18 protein-coding genes are annotated in these 20,240 nt (G+C 61.6%); 4 read left to right on the top strand and 14 right to left on the bottom strand.

Annotation, left to right across the window (positions count from 1 at the left end):
• Positions 1-67 precede the first annotated feature (67 nt).
• From AC1RS8_RS04745 to AC1RS8_RS04715, 7 genes are all read right to left on the bottom strand, one after another.
• The gene (locus tag AC1RS8_RS04745; RefSeq protein WP_489339406.1) at positions 68-625 is read right to left on the bottom strand and encodes a phosphonate degradation HD-domain oxygenase; all 558 of its coding nucleotides are present in this window, start codon (positions 623-625) and stop codon (positions 68-70) included.
• Positions 625-1,758, bottom strand: a complete 1,134-nt coding sequence (locus AC1RS8_RS04740; protein ID WP_489339407.1) for a TIGR03364 family FAD-dependent oxidoreductase — start codon at positions 1,756-1,758, stop codon at positions 625-627. The genes AC1RS8_RS04745 and AC1RS8_RS04740 overlap by 1 nt, the downstream gene beginning before the upstream one ends.
• Before the next feature lie 117 nt (positions 1,759-1,875).
• Complete coding sequence (locus tag AC1RS8_RS04735; protein ID WP_057712880.1) at positions 1,876-2,901, bottom strand: putative 2-aminoethylphosphonate ABC transporter substrate-binding protein; 1,026 nt, start codon at positions 2,899-2,901, stop codon at positions 1,876-1,878.
• A gap of 38 nt (positions 2,902-2,939) precedes the next feature.
• Positions 2,940-4,664 (bottom strand): putative 2-aminoethylphosphonate ABC transporter permease subunit, encoded by a 1,725-nt coding sequence (locus AC1RS8_RS04730; protein WP_489339408.1) that lies wholly within the window; start codon positions 4,662-4,664, stop codon positions 2,940-2,942.
• Positions 4,664-5,740 (bottom strand): putative 2-aminoethylphosphonate ABC transporter ATP-binding protein, encoded by a 1,077-nt coding sequence (locus AC1RS8_RS04725; RefSeq protein ID WP_489339409.1) that lies wholly within the window; start codon positions 5,738-5,740, stop codon positions 4,664-4,666. Before AC1RS8_RS04725 ends, AC1RS8_RS04730 begins: the two co-directional genes overlap by 1 nt.
• Positions 5,741-5,991: 251 nt before the next feature.
• Positions 5,992-6,855 carry a LysR family transcriptional regulator gene (locus tag AC1RS8_RS04720; protein ID WP_489339410.1) on the bottom strand — a complete coding sequence of 288 codons (864 nt, stop codon included), beginning with the start codon at positions 6,853-6,855 and terminating at the stop codon, positions 5,992-5,994.
• Between the two features lie 16 nt (positions 6,856-6,871).
• Positions 6,872-9,133, bottom strand: coding sequence for a heavy metal translocating P-type ATPase (locus AC1RS8_RS04715; RefSeq protein ID WP_489339411.1), 2,262 nt, complete (start codon positions 9,131-9,133; stop codon positions 6,872-6,874).
• Between the two features lie 93 nt (positions 9,134-9,226).
• Between AC1RS8_RS04715 and cadR the strand changes: the two genes are divergently transcribed.
• Positions 9,227-9,676 (top strand): Cd(II)/Pb(II)-responsive transcriptional regulator, encoded by a 450-nt coding sequence (gene cadR, locus AC1RS8_RS04710; protein WP_057712875.1) that lies wholly within the window; start codon positions 9,227-9,229, stop codon positions 9,674-9,676.
• 123 nt (positions 9,677-9,799) lie between these two features.
• Here the strand turns inward: cadR and AC1RS8_RS04705 are convergent, their stop codons facing one another.
• From AC1RS8_RS04705 to AC1RS8_RS04695, 3 genes are all read right to left on the bottom strand, one after another.
• Complete coding sequence (locus AC1RS8_RS04705) at positions 9,800-10,771, bottom strand: thymidylate synthase (protein WP_489339412.1); 972 nt, start codon at positions 10,769-10,771, stop codon at positions 9,800-9,802.
• A 49-nt stretch (positions 10,772-10,820) separates the two neighbouring features.
• Entirely contained in the window at positions 10,821-11,627 is an 807-nt protein-coding gene (lgt, locus tag AC1RS8_RS04700; RefSeq protein WP_057712873.1) for a prolipoprotein diacylglyceryl transferase, read from the bottom strand.
• A gap of 97 nt (positions 11,628-11,724) precedes the next feature.
• Entirely contained in the window at positions 11,725-12,507 is a 783-nt protein-coding gene (locus tag AC1RS8_RS04695) for a sulfite exporter TauE/SafE family protein (RefSeq protein ID WP_057712872.1), read from the bottom strand.
• A 133-nt stretch (positions 12,508-12,640) separates the two neighbouring features.
• On the opposite strand from AC1RS8_RS04695, the gene AC1RS8_RS04690 reads away from it, so the two are divergent.
• Positions 12,641-13,387: an NRDE family protein gene (locus AC1RS8_RS04690; protein ID WP_489339413.1), complete on the top strand. Its 747-nt coding sequence runs from the start codon at positions 12,641-12,643 to the stop codon at positions 13,385-13,387.
• A 114-nt stretch (positions 13,388-13,501) separates the two neighbouring features.
• Here AC1RS8_RS04690 and ptsP read toward each other — a convergent pair whose 3' ends face one another.
• Positions 13,502-15,781 carry a phosphoenolpyruvate--protein phosphotransferase gene (gene ptsP / locus AC1RS8_RS04685; RefSeq protein WP_090451999.1) on the bottom strand — a complete coding sequence of 760 codons (2,280 nt, stop codon included), beginning with the start codon at positions 15,779-15,781 and terminating at the stop codon, positions 13,502-13,504.
• Between the two features lie 22 nt (positions 15,782-15,803).
• The gene (locus AC1RS8_RS04680) at positions 15,804-16,283 is read right to left on the bottom strand and encodes an RNA pyrophosphohydrolase (protein WP_053163553.1); all 480 of its coding nucleotides are present in this window, start codon (positions 16,281-16,283) and stop codon (positions 15,804-15,806) included.
• Positions 16,284-16,426: 143 nt separating this feature from the next.
• On the opposite strand from AC1RS8_RS04680, the gene AC1RS8_RS04675 reads away from it, so the two are divergent.
• The gene (locus AC1RS8_RS04675; protein ID WP_150813768.1) at positions 16,427-17,083 is read left to right on the top strand and encodes a histidinol-phosphatase; all 657 of its coding nucleotides are present in this window, start codon (positions 16,427-16,429) and stop codon (positions 17,081-17,083) included.
• A gap of 119 nt (positions 17,084-17,202) precedes the next feature.
• Here AC1RS8_RS04675 and AC1RS8_RS04670 read toward each other — a convergent pair whose 3' ends face one another.
• Complete coding sequence (locus AC1RS8_RS04670; RefSeq protein WP_057712868.1) at positions 17,203-17,628, bottom strand: DUF2269 domain-containing protein; 426 nt, start codon at positions 17,626-17,628, stop codon at positions 17,203-17,205.
• A gap of 40 nt (positions 17,629-17,668) precedes the next feature.
• Positions 17,669-19,183 carry a threonine ammonia-lyase, biosynthetic gene (gene ilvA, locus AC1RS8_RS04665; RefSeq protein ID WP_057712867.1) on the bottom strand — a complete coding sequence of 505 codons (1,515 nt, stop codon included), beginning with the start codon at positions 19,181-19,183 and terminating at the stop codon, positions 17,669-17,671.
• A 267-nt stretch (positions 19,184-19,450) separates the two neighbouring features.
• On the opposite strand from ilvA, the gene rpiA reads away from it, so the two are divergent.
• Positions 19,451-20,125 (top strand): ribose-5-phosphate isomerase RpiA, encoded by a 675-nt coding sequence (rpiA, locus tag AC1RS8_RS04660; protein ID WP_046039153.1) that lies wholly within the window; start codon positions 19,451-19,453, stop codon positions 20,123-20,125.
• Positions 20,126-20,240: the final 115 nt, after the last annotated feature.

Raw genomic sequence — 20,240 nt, 5'->3', positions numbered from 1 at the left:
TGTGTCGATCACAGATCCAATGTGGGAGCGAGCTTGCTCGCGATGGCCGCGCCTCGGTTCAAAGGCTTTATGCAGCCAACAGCCGCAACGCTTTGCCCTTCAACACCGCCAGATCAATCACCGGCACATGCATCTCTTTCGCCAGCTCATCCCACTGGCGCATGCGCAAGCTCACGGCACACAACGGATCCTGCTCGAACGCCTCAGCCTCTTCAGCCGTCATCACCCCGCCCTGATATTCCAGGGTTCGGCGACTGGCTTCACTCAAGCGCTCGTAGTATCCCGCCTCCTTGAGCGTCAGGTAACGCTTGGCCTGCACGTGGTATTCGACCAGCCGAGCCATACGCTCGCTGAAGCCGGCACGGCGCAGATAATCCGCGCCCAGACGCTCATGGCTGACAACGCCGAAGCCGCCCATGTTCTCCGCGCTTTCGCCACAGATATGCCCGATGTCATGAAAGAACGCCGCCAGCACCACTTCATCGTCGAAGCCTTCGGCCATGGCCAGTTCCGCCGCCTGGGACATGTGCTCGATCTGCGAAACCGGTTCACCGATGTAATCGCTGTCGCCAAAACGCTCGTACAGACTGAATACTTCGGCGACGACTTGTTCATTGCGCCCCATCAGATTTCCCCCAACACAGCTGCGATGTTTCGTTCAGCCATCGCCGGCCCGACGCTCATGCCGACACCGGTGTGCATCAACGCCACGCTCAGGCCTTTTGCCGGGCGCAGGAACGAAAACGGTCCCGGCCCCCGTGAACCATAGACCCCCTGCCAGCGTTCGACCACTTGCACCTTGCAGCCCAGGGTCTGCTCAGCCAGCTCGATCATCCAGTCGTCGACCTGCTCGGCATTGAAGGGTGACGGATCGCTGCCGTAATGGTGCGAATCACCAATGATCAATTCGCCATAGGGTGTCGGGCTGATCAGCAAGTGGATACCGTTTTCGTGCAGGTGCGGCGCGTACTGCAGGATTTCTGCCTGTACCGCCGCGGCCTCCGGCAAGTCGGCGAAGGCGCCGTAGTGCACGCAGCTCAAACCAGTGAGCAACGCGTGTTGCAGGTTGAGGTGGATTTGCGGTCGGGCGCGGAGCATTTGCAGGCGGCAAATTTGCGGCTCGAGTTCAGCGATCTGTTCGGCCAGTAACGTCTGATAATCGTGGCCGGAGCAGACAATGATCTGCTCGGCACTGAAGCTGCCAGCGGTGCTGTGCAGGCGACCCGGCTCGATATCGCGGACCAGGGTGGAGAAGTGAAACTTGACCCCCAGGTCGCGGCGCAGGAAATCGATCAGCGCCGGAATCGCTTCGCGGGAATACAACTGCTGATCGTCCATGCCATGCAACGCAGCGCGGTGATGGCGGAACTGACCGTCGTACAAATCGCGTAACGCCGCGCCGCGCAACAGGTCGACACGGTAACCGTGCTCCACCGCGCGGCCGTCGCAAAAGGCTTGCAGCAGCTGTTCTTCCGCCTCGGTTCGGGCGAACAGGTACGAGCCATTGCGCTTGAGTTGCAGGCCGGTGAGCTGGGCCCAATCACCCCAGATTCCGCGACTGGCGCGGGCCAGTTCCAGCATCGGCCCCGGCGGCTGGCCAGTGACCAGTGCCTGGCCGAAGTTGCGCACCGAAGCGCCGAGGGGCGTTGCGCTGCGCTCGAAAACCGTGACCTTGAGACCGCGCTTGGCGGCGGCATACGCGTGGGACAAACCCAGGATGCCGGCGCCGACGATCAGCATGTCGTTGTGTTGTGTCATGGGGTCTTGTCCTGAATTTGAAACCGCTTTCGCGAGCAAGCCCGCTCCCACATTGGAATGCGTACTCCTGTAGGAGCGAGCCTGCTCGCGAAGAGGCCCTTTCAGCCGATAAAAATCTTACTTGGCCGCCACTTTCTCGGACTTGCCGTCATAGCGCTTGCGCCACTCGGTCAGGATCTCGTCGCGGTTCTTCGAGGCCCAGGCGAAGTCGTTCTTGATCAGGCGCTGTTCGTAGTCGGCCGGCAGTTCGGTCTGTGGCTTGGCGATGCCAGGCTGGGCGAGCACGGCGAAGTTTTCCTTGTAGAGCTCCATCGCCTCAGGGCTGGCCGAGAAGTCAGCCAGTTTCTTCGCCGCCTCTTCGTGGGCAGTGCCCTTGATCACGGCAGTCGCTTCGATCTCCCAGCCCAGGCCTTCCTTCGGCAGGATGATGTCCAGCGGTGCGCCTTGGCGTTTCAGCTGAACAGCCGGGTACTCGAAGGAAATACCGATCGGGAATTCACCAGCCGCCGCCAGTTTGCAAGGCTTGGAGCCGGAGTGAACGTACTGGCCGATGTTCTGGTGCAGGCCATCCATGTAGGCCCAGCCCTGCTTCTCGCCGAAGGTTTGCAGCCAGGCGCTGACGTCGAGGAAACCGGTGCCGGACGAGGCCGGGTTTGGCATGACGATCTTGCCTTTGTACTCAGGCTTGGTCAGGTCCTGCCAGCTCACGGGCTTGGTCAGGCCCTGCTTCTCGGCTTCGACGGTGTTGAAGCAAATGGTCGCGGCCCACACGTCCATGCCGACCCAGGCTGGTGGGTTGGCCGCGTCGCGGTAGTTGGCGCCGATCTTGCCCAGGTCTTTCGGTGCGTAGCTTTGCAGCATGCCTTGCTGATCGAGAATCGCCAGGCTCGAAGCGGCCAGGCCCCACACGGCGTCAGCCTGCGGACGGGCTTTTTCGGCCAGCAGTTTGGCGGTGATGATGCCGGTGGAATCACGCACCCATTTGATTTCGACGTCCGGGTTGGCCTTTTCGAACGCTTGCTTGTAGGTCTTCAGTTGTTCGGCTTCGAGAGCGGTGTACACCGTCAACTCGGTTTTCGCCGCAAAGGCGTTCAGGCTGAAAGCGGTGAGGACAGCAGCGGCCAGGGCCATAGGCTTGAACATGATCTTTTCCTGTTTTTGAGTTGAGGGGTTGTGCAGATTCAATGACCGGGTGTGGTCTGCCGCCAGGCCTGGGAGCGGCGCAGCAAACCGCGCGAGGCCCAGGCCAGCAGCAGGGACACGCCCGCCGAGGTAATCAGGATCAGGGTCGCCATCGCTGCCGCACCGCCGACGTTGCCGGCGTCGTCCATGTTCAGCACCGCCACCGCCGCGAGGATGGTGTCGGGGCTATAGAGGAAGATCGCCGCCGAAACGGTGGTCATGGCCGAGACGAACAGGTAGCGCACGATGTCCAGCAGCGCCGGCAGGCAGATCGGCACGGTGACGCGCAGGTAGTGGCGGTACAGCGGCGCCTTGAGCGACATCGCGGCGGCTTCAAACTCGGCATCGAGTTGACGCAGCGCGGTGGTGGCGGTCATTTGTGCGGTGGTCAAATAGTGAGCAATGGTGCAGACGATCAGCAGTGTCATGCTGCCGTAGAGCACGTGCAGCGGGTTGCCGGTGAGGTTGAAGAAGAAGACGTAGCCCAACCCCAGCACCAGGCCCGGCACCGCCATCGGCACGAAACTGAGCATGCGCAGGGTCAGGTTCAGGCCGCGCTGACCCTTGGTTTTTTCCATCAGGTAGGCGCCGGTGAAGATCAGCAGGCTGCCGATCAACGCCGTGCCCAAGGCCATCTTCAGGCTGTTGCCATAGGCCAGCCAGCCACCGCCGGCGGTTTCGTTGAACTGATAATGGTTGAGCGACAGCGACAGGTTGTACGGCCAGAACTTCACCAGGGACGAGAACACCGCCATGCCGAACACCAGCAGCAACGCGGCGCAGATCAGCAGGACGATAGCCAGGTAGCAGCTGTCGCGCAGCTTCGACGGCGCGGGTTTGAACACCTGGGCACGACCGCTCATGGAATCACCGTGACGCCGACGCAACCAGGCATCGACCCCGAAGCTGAACAGCGCCGGTAGCAGCAACACCATGCCGATCAACGCGCCACGACCGAACTGTTGCTGGCCGACCACCGCCTTGTAGGCCTCCAGCGCCAACACTTGATAGTCGCCACCGACAACCACTGGTACGCCGAAGTCAGTGATGGTCAGGGTGAACACCAGACAGAATGCGGCGAACACGGCCTGACGGGTCGCCGGCCAGGTGATGCTGCGGAAGGCTTTTGCAGGACTCGCGCCCATGCTGGAGGCGGCATCGAACAGTCGCGCATCGGCCAGGGACAGGGCCGACAGAAGAATCATCAAGGCGTGCGGGAAGGTGTAGATGACTTCACCAAGCACAATGCCCCAGAAGCCGTAGATGTTGTCCGAGAGCAGGCCACGCAGCATGCCCTGGTTGCCGAACAGATAAACCAGCGCGATGCCGGGCAACATCGACGGCGCCATCAATGGCAGCAGGGAAATGCCACGCCAAATGCCTTTGGCGGGAATCAAGGTTCGTTGCAGCGCGTAGGCAAACAGGTAGGCCAGCGGTACGACAATGGCCGCGACACTGAGGGAAACCTTCAGGCTGTTACCGAGCAACCAGTGGAAGTTCTCGCTGGTCACCAGCTCTTTCGCTGCGACCCAGCCACCGCCCTGCCCGGCCTCGGCGCTGAAACCGCGCCAGAAGATCGCCAGCAACGGCATCAATACGGCAACGCCCAACAACACCAGCATGAGGACTTTGCCGCCGACCACGAACAACCGGTCACCGATCTCGGCGCGGGTGGTCTGCCGAACCTGCTTGTGCGGCAGCGGCAGCGCGATGTTCGCGCTCATCAGGCAAACACCTGCAGACTACGCGGCGGCAAGGCGACCATGATCTGCTGGGCACCAAGGCGCGGCATGGCTTCTGGCGCCAACTCCGCCAACAGCGGGTGCCCCGGCAACTGATCGAGCTCGAAGCTCATGCGGCAGCGATTGCCGAGGAAGGTGATTTCACGAACCTTGGCCGGGAACAGGTTTTCCTCGTGCACCAGCGGGTTGACGTTGATCGCTTCCGGACGGCAGAACAAACGGCCCGACGCGGACTTGGCGCTGCCTTCGGCCAGACGCATGTTCATCCCGCCGACCTGGGCGTGGCTGTCGCTGTTGCGCTGGAAGGGTAGCCAGTTACCCTGGCCGACGAACTCCGCCACGAATGGCGTGGCCGGGCGGTTGTAGATTTCCTGCGGCGTGGCGTACTGCTCGACCTTGCCGTTGTTCATCACGGCGATACGGTCGGCCATCAGCATGGCCTCGTCCTGATTATGGGTGACCATCAGGGTAGTGATGCCGAGGTTGCGTTGCAGTTGGCGCAACTCGGTGCACAGATGCTCGCGCACCCGGGCATCGAGGGCCGACATCGGTTCGTCCAGCAGCAATAGCGAAGGTGCCGGGGCCAGGGCGCGAGCCAGTGCAACCCGCTGCTGCTGGCCGCCGGACAACTGGCCGGGATACTTTTTCTCGCTGCCGACCAGGCCGACCAATTCCAGCATCTGGCCGACTCGACGGCGCACTTCGTCACGACCGCTGCCGGCGAGGCCGTAGGCAATGTTCGCTTCGACGGTGAGATTGGGAAACAACGCGTAGGACTGGAACAGAATGCCGTAGTCCCGCGCCTGGGGCGCCAGGTGGGAAACGTCGCGATCGCCCAGGTACAACTCGCCGCTGTCCTGCTTCTCCAGACCGGCGATGCAGCGCAGCAAGGTGGTCTTGCCACAGCCCGACGGCCCCAGCAGACACACCAGCTCACCGGCCGCCACGTCGAGGGACACGTTATCCAGCGCGGTGAAGGCGCCAAAACGCTTCTGTACACCACGCACTTTCATCGGTGCGCCGGGGTTGGTCAGGGCAGTTGCGATCGGGTTGTTCATGGACGGACCTCATCGAGCAGATGGGGGCCATCCTAGAGTTGTAATGAGTCCGTCATGTGGCAGTAAGGCAAAAACTGCCGATAGTGGTATTCGAGGATTTTGGTTCAAGTCTTGTGTTGCCTGAACTGGCCTCATCGCGAGCAAGCTCGCTCACACAGTGGGTTTGAGGTGAAACACAGATTGTGTGAACACCAAAAATCCCTGTGGGAGCGAGCTTGCTCGCGATGAGGTCGGTACAGGCACCACAGAATTCAGGCCGGGGACATTTCCTGCGCCAACCCCAGAAACGCCGCCGGCAGCCGCGCGTTTTTACGCTCCTTGAGGCAATACAGGTATTCGGGAATCTGCGGCGCATTCTCGATGGTCAGCACCCGCAATTGCGGATCATGGGGCACTTCCTGACGGGCAATGATGCTGATGCCGATGTTGCGCAGCACTGCTTCGCGGATCGATTCGCGGCTGCCGATCTCCAGCAGTGGGCCGAAACACACCCCGGCACTGGCCAGCAACTCTTCGGTCAGGCGACGGGTGGTCGAGCCCGGTTCACGCATCAGCAGGGTATGCCCGGCCAAGGCACCGAGCGGTACGTGATCATGGACCGCCAGCGGATGATTGCGATGCACCGCCAGCACCAGCGGATCGCTGCCGAGTACCCGGCGAATCAACCGCGCATCCTCCAGTAACTGCGAAGAGGCGGCGACATCGACACGGTAATCCTCCAATGCTTCGAGCACTTGTTGGGAGTTACCGATTTCCACCGACACCTCCACCTGCGGCAGGCGCTCGCGGAACGTTTTCACCAGGTCGAGGATGTAATACGGCGCCGTGGCGGCAATACGCAACGTGCCCTGGACCTGGCCGCAGTTACGCAGGAAAAACTCGATGTCGGCTTCTTGCTGCATCAGCGCCTTGACCATCGGCAGCAGCCGCGCGCCCTCCTCACTGACGCTGAGACGCCGGCCGCCACGGTAGAACAGTTCGACCGAGTACTGACTTTCGAGGTTGCGGATCTGTGTCGTCACCGTCGGCTGGCTCAGGCCGAGCTTTTTGGCAGCCTGGGTAATGCTGCCCACGCGGGCCACCATGTAAAACGCCTTCAGCTCGGCACTCAGCACAACCGTCCCTCATCCTTTACTTGCGCAGCAGGCGCAAACCGTTGAACACCACCAGCAAACTCACGCCCATATCGGCGAACACTGCCATCCACATGGTAGCGATCCCGGCAAAGGTTACCCCAAGAAAGATCGCCTTGATGACCAAAGCCAGGGCGATGTTCTGTTTGAGGATGCTCGAAGTCTGCCGGGACAGGCGAATGAATGCCGGAACTTTGCGCAGATCGTCGTCCATCAGGGCGACATCGGCGGTTTCGATCGCGGTATCGGTGCCCGCAGCGGCCATGGCGAAGCCGATTTCGGAACGCGCCAGTGCAGGCGCATCATTGATGCCGTCGCCAACCATACCGACCCGATGCCCTTGAGCATAGAGAGTTTCGATAGCCTGCAGTTTGTCCCCCGGCAACAGGTCGCCCTTGGCCTCGTCGATGCCGACTTGTGCTGCAATGGCCTGCGCGGTGTGGATGTTATCGCCCGTGAGCATCAGGGTTTTGATACCCAGGTCATGCAGTTGCCGGATCGCTTCGCGGCTGGACTCTTTTACCGTGTCCGCCACGGCAAACAGCGCCAACGGGCCGGACGAATCAAGCAGCAGCACCACCGACTTGCCCTGCTTTTCCAGGGCAAACAGCTTTTCTTCCAGCGCTGGCGAACACAGGCCCAGATCCTCCACAAGACGATGGTTGCCCAGATAGTAGAGCTGGCCGTTGATCTCGCCGCGCACCCCGCGCCCGCCCAGCGCTTCGAAGTTATCCACAATCAGCGTCGCGGCCTGGTTATCCACAGCCGCCTTGGCGATGGCCAGGGAAACCGGGTGATCCGAGCGCCCGGCCAACGCGGCGGCAATGGCGGGCGCGGAGTCGTCGGCGGTCGGGTCCAGCGACAGGTAATCGGTCTGCACCGGTTTGCCGTGGGTGATGGTGCCGGTCTTGTCCAGGGCCAGGTAGTCGAGCTTGTAACCGCCCTCCAGATAAACGCCACCCTTGACCAATATGCCTTTGCGCGCCGCCGCCGCGAGGCCGCTGACGATGGTCACCGGCGTGGAGATCACCAGCGCACACGGGCAGGCCACCACCAGCAGCACCAGCGCCCGGTAGATCCAGTCGAACCACAACTCGCCCATGAACAATGGCGGGATCACCGCCACGGCCAGGGCCAGGACGAACACTGCCGGGGTGTAGATTTTCGAGAACCTGTCGACGAAACGCTGGGTCGGCGCACGCGCGCCCTGGGCCTGCTCGACGGCGTGGATGATGCGGGCCAGGGTCGAGTTATCCGCCGCGGCGGTCACCTCGTACTCCAGGGACCCGGCCTGATTGATGGTGCCGGCGAAGACTTTGTCGCCGACGGTTTTTTCCACCGGCAGGCTTTCACCGGTAATTGGCGCCTGATCGATGGTCGAGCGACCGGACAGCACTTCGCCATCCAGGCCGATTCGCTCGCCGGGGCGCACCCGCACCCGCGCGCCGAGCCCAATGTTTTTGACATCCTGCTCAAGCCAGACCCCGTCAGCCTGCAACACCGTTGCCGTGTCCGGCGTCATCTGCATCAACCCGCTGATGGCATTGCGCGCTCGGTCAAGGGACCTGGCTTCGATCAACTCGGCCACGGTGAACAGGAACATCACCATCGCCGCTTCCGGCCACTGGCCGATCAGCACCGCGCCGGTCACGGCAATGCTCATCAGCGCGTTGATGTTCAGATTGCGGTTTTTAAGGGCGATCCAGCCTTTTTTGTAAGTACCGAGGCCACCACTGAGAATCGAGACCAGAGCGATAACCGCCACCACCCAGTTCGGCGCGAAACCGGTGAAGTGGATAACTTCTGCCAGCAATGCACCAACACCGGACAGTGCTAGGGGCCACCACGGCTTTTTCCGGGGCGCGGGCGCCGGGGTTTCATCACCCTGGTCCATCGGCTCGGCCTGCATGCCCAAGGATTTGATGGCCTCGACGATCGGCTCGATACCGGGCAAATCGTGGGTTACGCCGAGCACCCGATTAATCAGATTGAACTCAAGCTGCTGCACGCCGGTCAGTTTGCTTAGCTTGTTCTGAATCAGCGTCTGTTCAGTTGGACAGTCCATTGCCTCGATGCGGAAACTGCTCAGTCGGGCTCCGGGCGTCGGCGATTCGCTCAGTTTTACCAGCGCAGGCGCTGCCGCTTTAGATGAGCAGCAGGCGTCGCTGTGACCGCCGTGGCCATGTTTTTGCACGGGCTTGAGCTTGTGGCTGTGCTCGTGCTCAGCCCCGGGTTTGTGGGAGTGCAGGGAATCGCTCATTGGTTGCGTCCATAAGAGTGCCTGTTGCCAAGTAAAGACCCTGTAGCCACTATAGGGTCAAGCACCCTTTCTGGAGTTTTGGAGATTGGCGTCATGAAAATTGGAGAGTTGGCGAAACTCACGGACTGCGCCGTGGAAACGATCCGCTACTACGAGCGCGAGAACCTTCTGCCGGAACCGGCCCGCAGTGACGGCAATTATCGCGTCTATACCCAGGCCCACGCCGAGCGCCTGACCTTCATCCGCAACTGTCGCACCCTCGACATGACGCTCGAAGAAATCCGCAGCCTGCTGGCGTTTCGCGACAGTCCGCAGGATCAGTGCGAAAGCGTCAACGCGCTGATTGACGAACACATCCACCATGTAAAGGCGCGGATCGACGGCTTGCTGGCCTTGCAGACGCAACTGCTCGACCTGCGCCAACGCTGCGGCGAAGGGCCAAGTATCGATCAATGCGGGATTTTGCAGCGGCTGGAAGTGAGCGGCGGGGTGGTGGCGACGGAGGTGGAGCATTCCCATGTGGGCCGTAGTCACGGCCACTAGAAACAACACAAAACCCTGTGGGAGCGAGCTTGCTCGCGATGGCGTCTGTTCAGCCAACATGGATGTCGACTGATACACCGCTATCGCGAGCAAGCTCGCTCCCACAGGGTCGGTGGTGTTTTTTCAGACCGCCATCGGCGCGGTCATCGGCGCGTGGTGTTCGTAGCCTTCCAGCGAGAAATCGCCCGGTTCCACCAGCTCCAGCCATTCCGGCTGGTAAACACCCGTCTTGGCAAACTCCGGCACACGGTCGGAAATCACCAGTTTCGGCATCGGGAACGGCTCGCGCTTGAGCTGTTCGTTGAGCATGTCCAGGTGGTTTTCGTAGACGTGGGCATCACCGATGAAATAGGTGAACCAGCGCGGCGTGTAGCCGGTCAGGCGACCGATCAGGCTCAGCAGCGCAGCGCCTTCGGTGAGGTTGAACGGCGTGCCCAGGCCCAGGTCGTTGGAGCGGATGTAGAGGGTCAGGGAAATCTCCCTGGTCTCGACATTCGGGTGGAACTGATACAGCAAGTGGCACGGCGGCAAGGCCATTTCATCGAGCTGGGCGCAGTTCCAGCCGTGGAACAGGATGCGACGGCTGCCCGGGTCCTTGATGATGGTGTCGACGCACTGGCGAACCTGGTCGATGGCCTTGTACAGCACCACGTAGGCCTGACCGTCTTCCTCGCCTTCGGCAATCTGGCGATAACCCTGGCTCAGGGTCTGCTCGATGGCAGCCGGGTTGCTGAGCGGAATCTGCTTGTACGCCGGCCATTTGCGCCATTGCACGCCGTAGATTTCGCCGAGGTCGTCTTCGCCCTGGCGGAACGGGTTGGCCAGCCACTGGGCGTTTTCGTTGGCGTTCTGGTCCCAGACCTTGCAGCCCAGGGCGCGGAATTCGGCAGCGTTATTTACGCCACGCAGGAATCCGCACATTTCGCCGATGGCGGATTTGAAGGCCATCTTGCGCGTGGTGATCGCCGGGAAACCTTCCTTCAGGTCATAACGCAGCATCGCACCGGGAAAACTGATGGTGTTCACGCCGGTACGGTTGGCCTGTTTGGTGCCGTTCTTGATGACGTGGGCGACCAGTTCGAGATATTGCTTCATGAATTACCTGTGTCCTTGAACCCGCAACCATCGGTGCGGGGTTCGAATTTTATACGGCTGCCGCTGGAGTCGCCGGGGCGCGGTGATACGCCAGCCAGATCAGGAACAGCCCGCCGACGATCATCGGTACGCACAACACCTGCCCCATGGTCAGCCAGTTCCAGGCCAGATAGCCCAACTGGGCGTCCGGTACGCGGACGAACTCGACGATGAAACGGAAGATGCCATAGAACAGCGCGAACATCCCCGATACCGCCATAGTCGGCCGCGGCTTGCGCGAGAACAGCCACAGGATCAGGAACAGTGCCACGCCTTCGAGGGCGAACTGGTACAGCTGCGACGGATGACGCGCCAGTTGCGCCGGATCGGTCGGAAAGACCATCGCCCACGGCACGTCGGTTGCCTTGCCCCACAACTCGGCGTTGATGAAGTTGCCGATACGCCCGGCGCCCAGGCCAATCGGCACCATCGGTGCAACGAAATCCATCAGCTGGAAGAACGACTTGTTGTTCTTCTTGCCGAACCACAATGCCGCCAGCATCACGCCGATGAAACCGCCGTGGAACGACATACCGCCCTTCCACACTTCGAAGATCAGCGTCGGGTTGGCCAGATAGGCGCCCAGATCGTAGAACAGCACATAACCCAAGCGCCCGCCGACAATCACCCCCATCGACATCCAGAACACCATGTCGGAGAGTTTTTCCTTGGTCCAGGTCGGGTCGAAGCGGTTCAACCGGCGGGAGGCCAGCAGCCAGGCGCCGCCGATGCCGATCAGGTACATCAGACCGTACCAGTGGATTTTCAGCGGACCGATGGCCAGGGCCACCGGGTCGATCTGCGGGTAAGGCAGCATTGCGACTCCTCGTTAGAGTTCAAATCTTAAAAATTCCCGGGCGACGCTGCCACCTCAGGATTAAGCCAGGATTGCGCTGCCCGTCAGAGCAGATGCTTCAGACTAGAAAGTTCAGGCCAACGCAGAACAGCAAAGCGGCAAACAGCCGTTTCAGCAACCTCGGCGACAACCTGTGGGCCAATCGCGCGCCCAAGCGGGCGAACACCATGCTGGTCAGGGCAACGCCCAGCAACGCCGGCAAATAAATGAAACCGAGACTATGGGCCGGGAGCAACGGATCGTGCCAGCCCAGAATCATGAAACTTAATGCACTGGCCAGGGCAATCGGCAGACCGCAGGCCGATGAAGTGGCCACGGCTTGCTGCATCGGCACACTGCGCCAGGTCAGGAATGGCACGGTCAACGAACCACCGCCAATGCCGAAAATCGCCGAAGCCCAGCCAATCACGCTGCCGGCCACGGTCAGACCGAGTTTGCCCGGCACGGTTCGGCTGGCCTTGGGTTTGACCTCCAGCGCCAGCTGCGCGGCGATCACCAGGGCGAAAACACCAATGAGCTTCTGCAGGTTGGGGCCGGAAATCGCTTCGGCCGTCAGCGCGCCAAACCCGGCACCGACCAGAATGCCGACGGTCATCCACATGAAGATCGGCCAACGCACGGCGCCACGGCGATGATGCTCGCGTACCGCGTTGACCGAGGTAAAGATGATCGTCGCCAGGGAGGTACCCACCGCCAGGTGCGTGAGGATCGACGGATCGAACCCTTGGGCCTTGAAGCTGAACACCAGCACCGGGACGATGATGATCCCGCCGCCCACGCCAAACAGCCCGGCGAGTACACCTGCACAGGCGCCGAGCGCCAGATAGAGCAGAAATTCCATGTCGTCCCGCCCGCATCCCCAAAACCGGAGCGGCATGGTAACGGATGCATGGCCTCAAGCTCCACTGCGCAAGGCGATGGATCGATGAGCGATGTCTGCGTAGAGTGAGCAAAAAACACACAAGGACAGCCTGATGTGCCTGATTGTTTTTGCCTGGCGACCGGGTCATGCCCAGCCGCTGGTCGTGGCGGCCAATCGCGATGAATTCTACGCCCGCCCCAGCCTGCCCCTGGCGCCATGGCCCGAAGCCCCGCATGTGCATGCCGGGCGCGACCTCGAGGCCGGTGGCACCTGGCTCGGTGTCGGTGCCAACGGACGATTTGCGGCGCTGACCAACATCCGCGATCCCCTTCGACCACCGGGACGCAAGTCTCGTGGGGAGCTGGTCGCGCGATTCCTCGAGGGCGATTGCTCGATTGATGACTATTTGGCCGACGTTGTCAGACGTTCGCCTGAATATGGCGGTTTCAATCTACTGGTTGGCAACAGGAACGAGCTCTGGCACTTCAACGCCCGGGAATCGGAAGCCGTAATGCTGCAACCGGGAGTCTACGGCGTGTCGAACGCCGGGCTGGATACGCCGTGGCCGAAGCTGCTCAAGGCCAAGGCTGCATTGAGCGAGGTGCTTGATGATCCGCAGCCTCAGGCGCTGCTGGCGTTATTGAGCGATGCGCAGACCGCGCCGTTTGCCGAGTTGCCGGATACCGGAGTGGGGCTGGTCACCGAAACGTTGTTGTCGAGCGTGTTCATTGCCAGCCAGAGTTATGGAACGCGGGCGAGTACGGCGTTGATTGTGCAGGCGGATGGGGCGCTGCATATGGTCGAAAGGAGTTTCGGGCCGTATGGCGGGCATCTTGGGGAAGTGGAGATCAGGCTTTAGTTTTGTGTTGCCAGCACAGGCCTCATCGCGAGCAAGCTCGCTCCCACAGGGGATTTGCGGCGTTCACAGATCCAGTGTGGGAGCGAGCTTGCTCGCGAATGGGGCGCCGCAGCTCTAGAGGGGCTTGATTGCTGCCGGATTGATCATCCGCGCCAACCCGAGGTTCTTCAGCGCCAGCTGCAACGAGCTGTGAATCACTTGCGGGTTATCAATGGTCATGAGCTCAGCCAGCAATTCCTTGGCCTTGCTCAGGTTGATCTGGCGCAGCATCCACTTCACTTTCGGCAAGTTGGTGGCGTTCATCGACAGGCTGTCGAACCCCATCGCCATCAACAGCACCGCCGCCGCCGGATCACCGGCCATTTCACCGCAGATGCTCACTGGCTTGCCTTCGGCGTGGGCATCACGCACCACGTTCTGCAGCGCCTGAAGCACCGCCGGGTGCAGGTAATCGTAGAGGTCGGCCACTCGCGGGTTGTTGCGGTCCACGGCCAGCAGGTACTGGGTCAGGTCGTTGGAACCGACCGACAGGAAATCCACTTGCCGCGCCAGTTCTTTGGTCTGGTACACCGCCGCCGGAATCTCGATCATCACGCCAATCGGCGGCATCGGCACGTCGCAGCCTTCGTCGCGTACTTCGCCCCAGGCGCGGTGGATCAGGTGCAGCGCTTCTTCCAATTCATGGGTGCCGGAGATCATCGGCAGCAGAATCCGCAAGTTGTTCAGGCCTTCGCTGGCCTTGAGCATGGCACGGGTCTGCACCAGGAAGATTTCCGGGTGGTCGAGGGTGACGCGAATGCCGCGCCAGCCGAGGAACGGGTTATCTTCCTTGATCGGGAAGTACGACAGTGACTTGTCGCCGCCGATGTCCAAGGTACGCATGGTGACGGGTTGCGGGTGGAACGCAGACAGTTGCTCGCGGTAGATCGCCAGTTGTTCCTTTTCGCTCGGGAAACGCTGGTTGATCATGAACGGCACTTCGGTGCGGTACAGGCCCACGCCTTCGGCACCACGCTTCTGCGCACGCGCCACATCCGCCAGCAGGCCGGTGTTGACCCACAGCGGCATGCGGTGGCCATCGACCGTCACGCACGGCAGATCGCGCAGCGCATCCAGCCCCAGGGCCAGTTGTTTCTCTTCCTCGACCACCTCGGCGAACTGCTTGCGCAGCACTTCACTCGGGTTGGTGTAGACCTCGCCGTGGTAGCCGTCGACGATCATCTGGATGCCGTCGACCTTGGAGTACGGCAGGTCGACCAGGCCCATCACGGTCGGGATGCCCATGGCGCGGGCCAGGATCGCGACGTGGGAGTTACCGGAACCGAGTACCGACACCAGGCCGGCCAGCTTGCCTTCCGGCACCTCGCCGAGCATCGCCGGCGTCAGTTCTTCGCTGACCAGAATGGTGTTGTCGGGGTAGACCAGGGTTTGCTGGCGCTCTTCCTGCAAATAAGCCAGCAGGCGACGGCCGAGATCCTTGACGTCCGATGCTCGCTCGCGCAGGTAAGCGTCGTCCATCAATTCGAAACGGTTGACGTGATCGGTGACCACCTGGCGCAACGCGCCCTGGGCCCACTGGCCGGTCTTGATCACGGTGGTCACTTCGCTGCCCAGCGCAGCATCGTCGAGCATCATCAGGTAGACGTCGAACAAGGCCCGCTCTTCCGGGCGCAACTGCGTGGCAAGCTTGGCGGACAAGGTGCGCATGTCGGCGCGCACGCCCTCGATGGCGGTCTTGAACAGCCCCAGTTCGGCGTCGATGTCGGTGATGGTCTTGTCCGGCACCACGTCCAGGTCAGCAGGCGGCAGCATGACCACCGCAGTACCGACCGCGGCACCCGGCGAGCCCGGCACGCCGACGAACTTGGCTTCCTGGATGCCCTTGCCCTGACGACCCAGGCCACGGATGGAGCCTGTGGCCTCGGCATGGGCGATAACGCCGGCCAACTGCGCGCTCATGGTCACGAGGAAGGCTTCTTCCCCTTCATCGAACTGGCGACGCTCTTTTTGCTGGATGACCAACACGCCGACGACGCGACGGTGGTGGATGATCGGCGCCCCGAGGAACGAAGCGAAACGCTCTTCACCGGTTTCGGCGAAGTAGCGATAGCGCGGGTGGTCCGCGGCGTTTTCGAGGTTCAGGGGTTCTTCACGCGTGCCGACCAGACCCACCAGACCTTCGTTGGGGGCCATGCTGACCTTGCCGATCGAGCGCTTGTTCAAGCCCTCGGTGGCCATCAGTACGAACCGGTTGGTCTCCGGATCAAGCAGGTAGACCGAGCAGACCTGGCTGCCCATGGCCTCTTTGACGCGCAACACAATAATCCCCAACGCCGCCTTGAGATCCTTGGCGGAGTTAACTTCCTGGACGATCTTGCGCAGCGTATTGAGCATGGCTCGGGGTCGAACTCCGTCGTCAGTCGCGCGCTAAAAGGCGCGGGGCAAGCTCTTTGAGAGCGCGTCGATACACCTCGCGCTTGAATGTCACCACCTGGCCCAACGGATACCAATAGCTGACCCAGCGCCAGCCATCGAATTCCGGTTTACCGGTCAAATCCATCCGCACCCGCTGCTCGTTGGAGACCAGGCGCAGGAGAAACCATTTCTGTTTCTGGCCGATGCACAGCGGTTGGCTGTGGGTACGTACCAGACGTTGCGGCAAACGATAGCGCAACCAGCCCCGGGTGCAGGCGAGAATTTCAACATCTTCGCGCTCAAGGCCTACTTCTTCGTTCAGCTCGCGGTACAAGGCGTCTTCCGGCGTCTCTTCGGGGTTGATTCCCCCCTGCGGAAACTGCCAGGCATCTTGATTGATTCGGCGAGCCCATAGCACCTGGCCGGCGTCATTCGTCAGAATGATCCCGACATTGGGGCGAAAACCATCGGGGTCGATCACGGCAACAACCTCGCAAACGCATGTCGCCGCATTGTTCCACAAAGGTTGTGAAGGCGGCAACGAAGGTTCCTACCTTATGTGCACTCTTGTGAAAAGACCGTATTCTTGTCGCCTTTTTACTGACTTTTCAGCGGGTAACTGCAATGCGCCTGGCTTTATTCGATTTGGACAACACCCTTCTGGGCGGTGACAGCGATCACGCTTGGGGCGATTACCTGTGCGAGCGCGGCTTTCTCGACGCCGTCGCCTACAAGGCTCGCAACGATGCGTTCTACCAGGACTACCTGGCCGGCAAACTGGATAACGCTGCTTACCTGAACTTCTGCCTGGAAGTACTCGGCCGCACCGAAATGGCCACGCTGGATCAGTGGCACAGCGATTACATGCGCGACTGCATCGAACCGATCGTGCTGCCCAAGGGACTTGAGCTGCTGAAGAAGCACCGCGATGCCGGCGACAAACTGGTGATCATCACGGCGACCAACCGCTTCGTCACCGGGCCCATTGCCGAGCGTTTGGGGGTCGAAACCCTGATCGCCACAGAATGCGAAATGGTCGATGGCCGTTACACCGGGCGCAGCACCGACGTGCCGTGCTTCCGCGAGGGCAAGGTTACGCGCTTGAATCGCTGGCTGGAGGAAACCGGGTTTACGCTGGAAGACAGCTACTTCTATAGCGATTCGATGAATGATTTTCCGTTGCTGGAGCAGGTGACCCATCCGGTGGCGGTCGATCCGGATCCGAACCTGCGGGCCGAGGCCGAGAAGCGTGGCTGGCCGGTGATCAGCCTGCGCGGCTGATATCGCCTTACTGTAGGAGCGAGCTTGCTCGCGATGGTCGTTAACGATAACGCGGGGCACCTGATGCCCCGCGGCGATCTTGAGTTTTTCGCGAGCAATCGAGCGTCGACCGGCTGCTCCTACACAGGCTTGGCGCCCATCAACCCCGCAATGGCGACAAAGCAGACAAAACTGAACAACGCCAAGGCAAAGGTGAATTTCCCCACGCCACCCGGTGTCTTGCGCAGTTTGTTGAGCCGCACCAGCAGCCAGAACCACGCCAGTGCCGCCACGGTGTACAACACGCTGGAGGCCAGCAACCAGGTCTGCCCCAGCGGCCAGCCCACCAGGTGCACCATCCACCAGCCGGTAAACGGCATGCTCAGCAGCGCCAGGCCCATCAGCAGCCAGACAAACACCCTTGGCCGCTGCAAGGTGCGACTACCCGCCGTCGCGTCACCCTTGCGCCGCGCCAGCAAAACCCAGACTCCCAGCCCCAGCGCACAAGCCAGCAGTACAACTGTCGCCACCATGTGCGCTGCTTTCAGAGCAGTTAACGTTTCCATTGTCAGATTTCCTTAATGCCTTGCCCGTCAGCGTAGCCGTTCAGCCAAGAAACAGCTGATAGGCCGGGTTGTCGCTTTCGTCCCAGTACGGGTAACCGATTTCTTCCAGCGCCGCCGGCACCAGGTGGCGCTCGTCGTGGGGCACCTGCAGGCCCGCGACGACCCGGCCATCCGCCGCGCCATGGTTGCGGTAGTGGAACATTGAGATGTTCCAACGCCCGCCCAGCTTGTTGAGGAAGTTGAACAGCGCACCCGGACGCTCCGGGAATTCGAAACGCAGGATCACTTCGTCGACCACATGCGCCGCACGCCCGCCGACCATGTGACGGATGTGCAGCTTGGCCAGTTCGTTGTCGGTCAGGTCCAGCACCGGGAAACCCTGCTCGCTCAGGCTGGCGATCAGCGCGCTGCGCGGGTCGTTTTCCGGGTGGGTCTGCACGCCGACAAAGATGTGCGCTTCGCTGCCGGTGTTGTAGCGGTAGTTGAATTCGGTGATCTGGCGCTTGCCTATGGCCTCGCAGAACGCCTTGAAGCTGCCCGGTTTCTCGGGAATGGTCACGGCGATGATCGCTTCGCGGCCCTCGCCCAGCTCCGCACGCTCGGCGACGTGGCGCAGGCGATCGAAGTTGACGTTGGCCCCGGAGTCGATGGCCACGAAGGTCTGGCCGCTGACGCCGCGTTGCTCGACATACTTCTTGATCCCGGCCACGCCCAAGGCGCCGGCAGGTTCGGTGATCGAGCGGGTATCGTCGTAGATATCCTTGATGGCGGCGCAGATTTCATCGGTGCTGACGGTGATCACTTCGTCGACATGGTCTTTGCAGATGTCAAAGGTGTGCTGACCGATCTGGGCCACCGCAACACCGTCGGCGAAAAGGCCTACGGTCGGCAGTACCACGCGCTCGCCGGCCGCCATGGCCGCTTGCAGGCAATTGGAGTCATCCGGTTCGACGCCGATGATCTTGATGTCCGGGCGCAGGTACTTCACGTACGCCGCGATGCCGGCGATCAGGCCGCCACCACCCACCGGGACGAAAATCGCATCCAATGGCTGCGGGTGCTGGCGCAGAATCTCCATCGCCACGGTGCCCTGCCCGGCAATGGTGTGGGGATCGTCGTACGGGTGAATGTAGACGTAGCCTTTTTCGTCGACCAGTTTCAGCGAGTAGGCCAGGGCTTCCGGGAACGAGTCGCCGTGCAGCACCACTTTGCCGCCACGGGAGCGCACGCCTTCGACCTTGATCTCCGGGGTGGTCTTGGGCATGACGATGGTCGCTTTCACGCCCAACACCTTCGCCGCCAGGGCCAGGCCCTGGGCATGGTTGCCCGCCGACGCGGTGACCACGCCGCGAGCGCGTTCTTCGTCGCTCAACTGGGTCAACTTGTTGTAGGCGCCGCGAATCTTGAACGAGAACACCGGCTGCAAGTCTTCACGCTTGAGCCAAATGCTGTTGCCCAGCCGCTCGGAGAGCTGGCGGGCAGACTGCAACGGAGTTTCTACGGCAACGTCATAAACGCGCGAGGTGAGGATCTTTTTGACGTACTGTTCAAGCATCGGAAAGCATCACTGAGCGGGTTGGGCAGGACCACGGAGTCTAACCCGGCTTTCAGGCGTGCGACCACCCTGTAGGAGCGAGCCTGCTCGCGAAAAACTCGAGGGCGCCGCTGGCTGTCCGGTTTTACGCGTTATCGTTCACGACCATCGCGAGCAGGCTCGCTCCTACAGGGAACAGTCACGACCTGCCAATCGGGCAATGACCTTCCCCGCCCCGAAGCCTATAATGCCGGCCTTTCGTCCCCTCCCAGGCACCCCGGAGCCCGCATGAACCAGGATCAACTCAAACAAGCAGTGGCTCAGGCCGCCGTCGACTTCATCCTTCCGAAACTCGACGACAAGAGCATCGTCGGGGTCGGCACCGGCTCCACCGCCAACTGCTTCATCGACGCGCTGGCCAAGCACAAGGGCGCATTCGACGGCGCCGTCGCCAGTTCCGAAGCCACCGCCGCGCGTCTCAAGGGCCACGGGATTCCGGTGTACGAACTGAACACCGTCAGCGATCTGGAGTTCTACGTCGACGGCGCCGATGAAAGCGACGAGCACCTGAACCTGATCAAGGGCGGCGGCGCTGCCCTGACCCGCGAGAAGATTGTCGCGGCCGTGGCCAAGACCTTCATCTGCATCGCCGACGCCAGCAAACTGGTGCCGGTCCTCGGTACTTTCCCGCTGCCGGTGGAAGTGATCCCGATGGCCCGCAGCCACGTGGCCCGCGAGCTGGTGAAGCTCGGCGGCGACCCGGTTTACCGCGAAGGCGTGCTGACCGACAACGGCAACATCATCCTCGACGTGTTCAACATGCAGATCACCAATCCGGTGGAGCTGGAGACGCAGATCAATGCGATCGTCGGCGTGGTCACCAACGGTTTGTTCGCGGCACGTCCGGCGGATCTGTTGTTGCTGGGGACCAGCGAAGGCGTGAAGACCCTGCGCGCTGAGTAACCAGGACCGCCCACATTTTTGTGGGCAGATGAAAAACCTGTGGGAGCGAGCTTGCTCGCGATGAGGCCGTGTCAGTCGACTGAGATGTTGAATGACAGACCGCTATCGCGAGCAA

Source organism: Pseudomonas sp. GW821-FHT12A04, assembly GCF_058807755.1.
The sequence above is the reverse complement of the archived record's forward strand: the minus strand, read 5'-3'. Positions and strand labels throughout refer to the sequence as shown.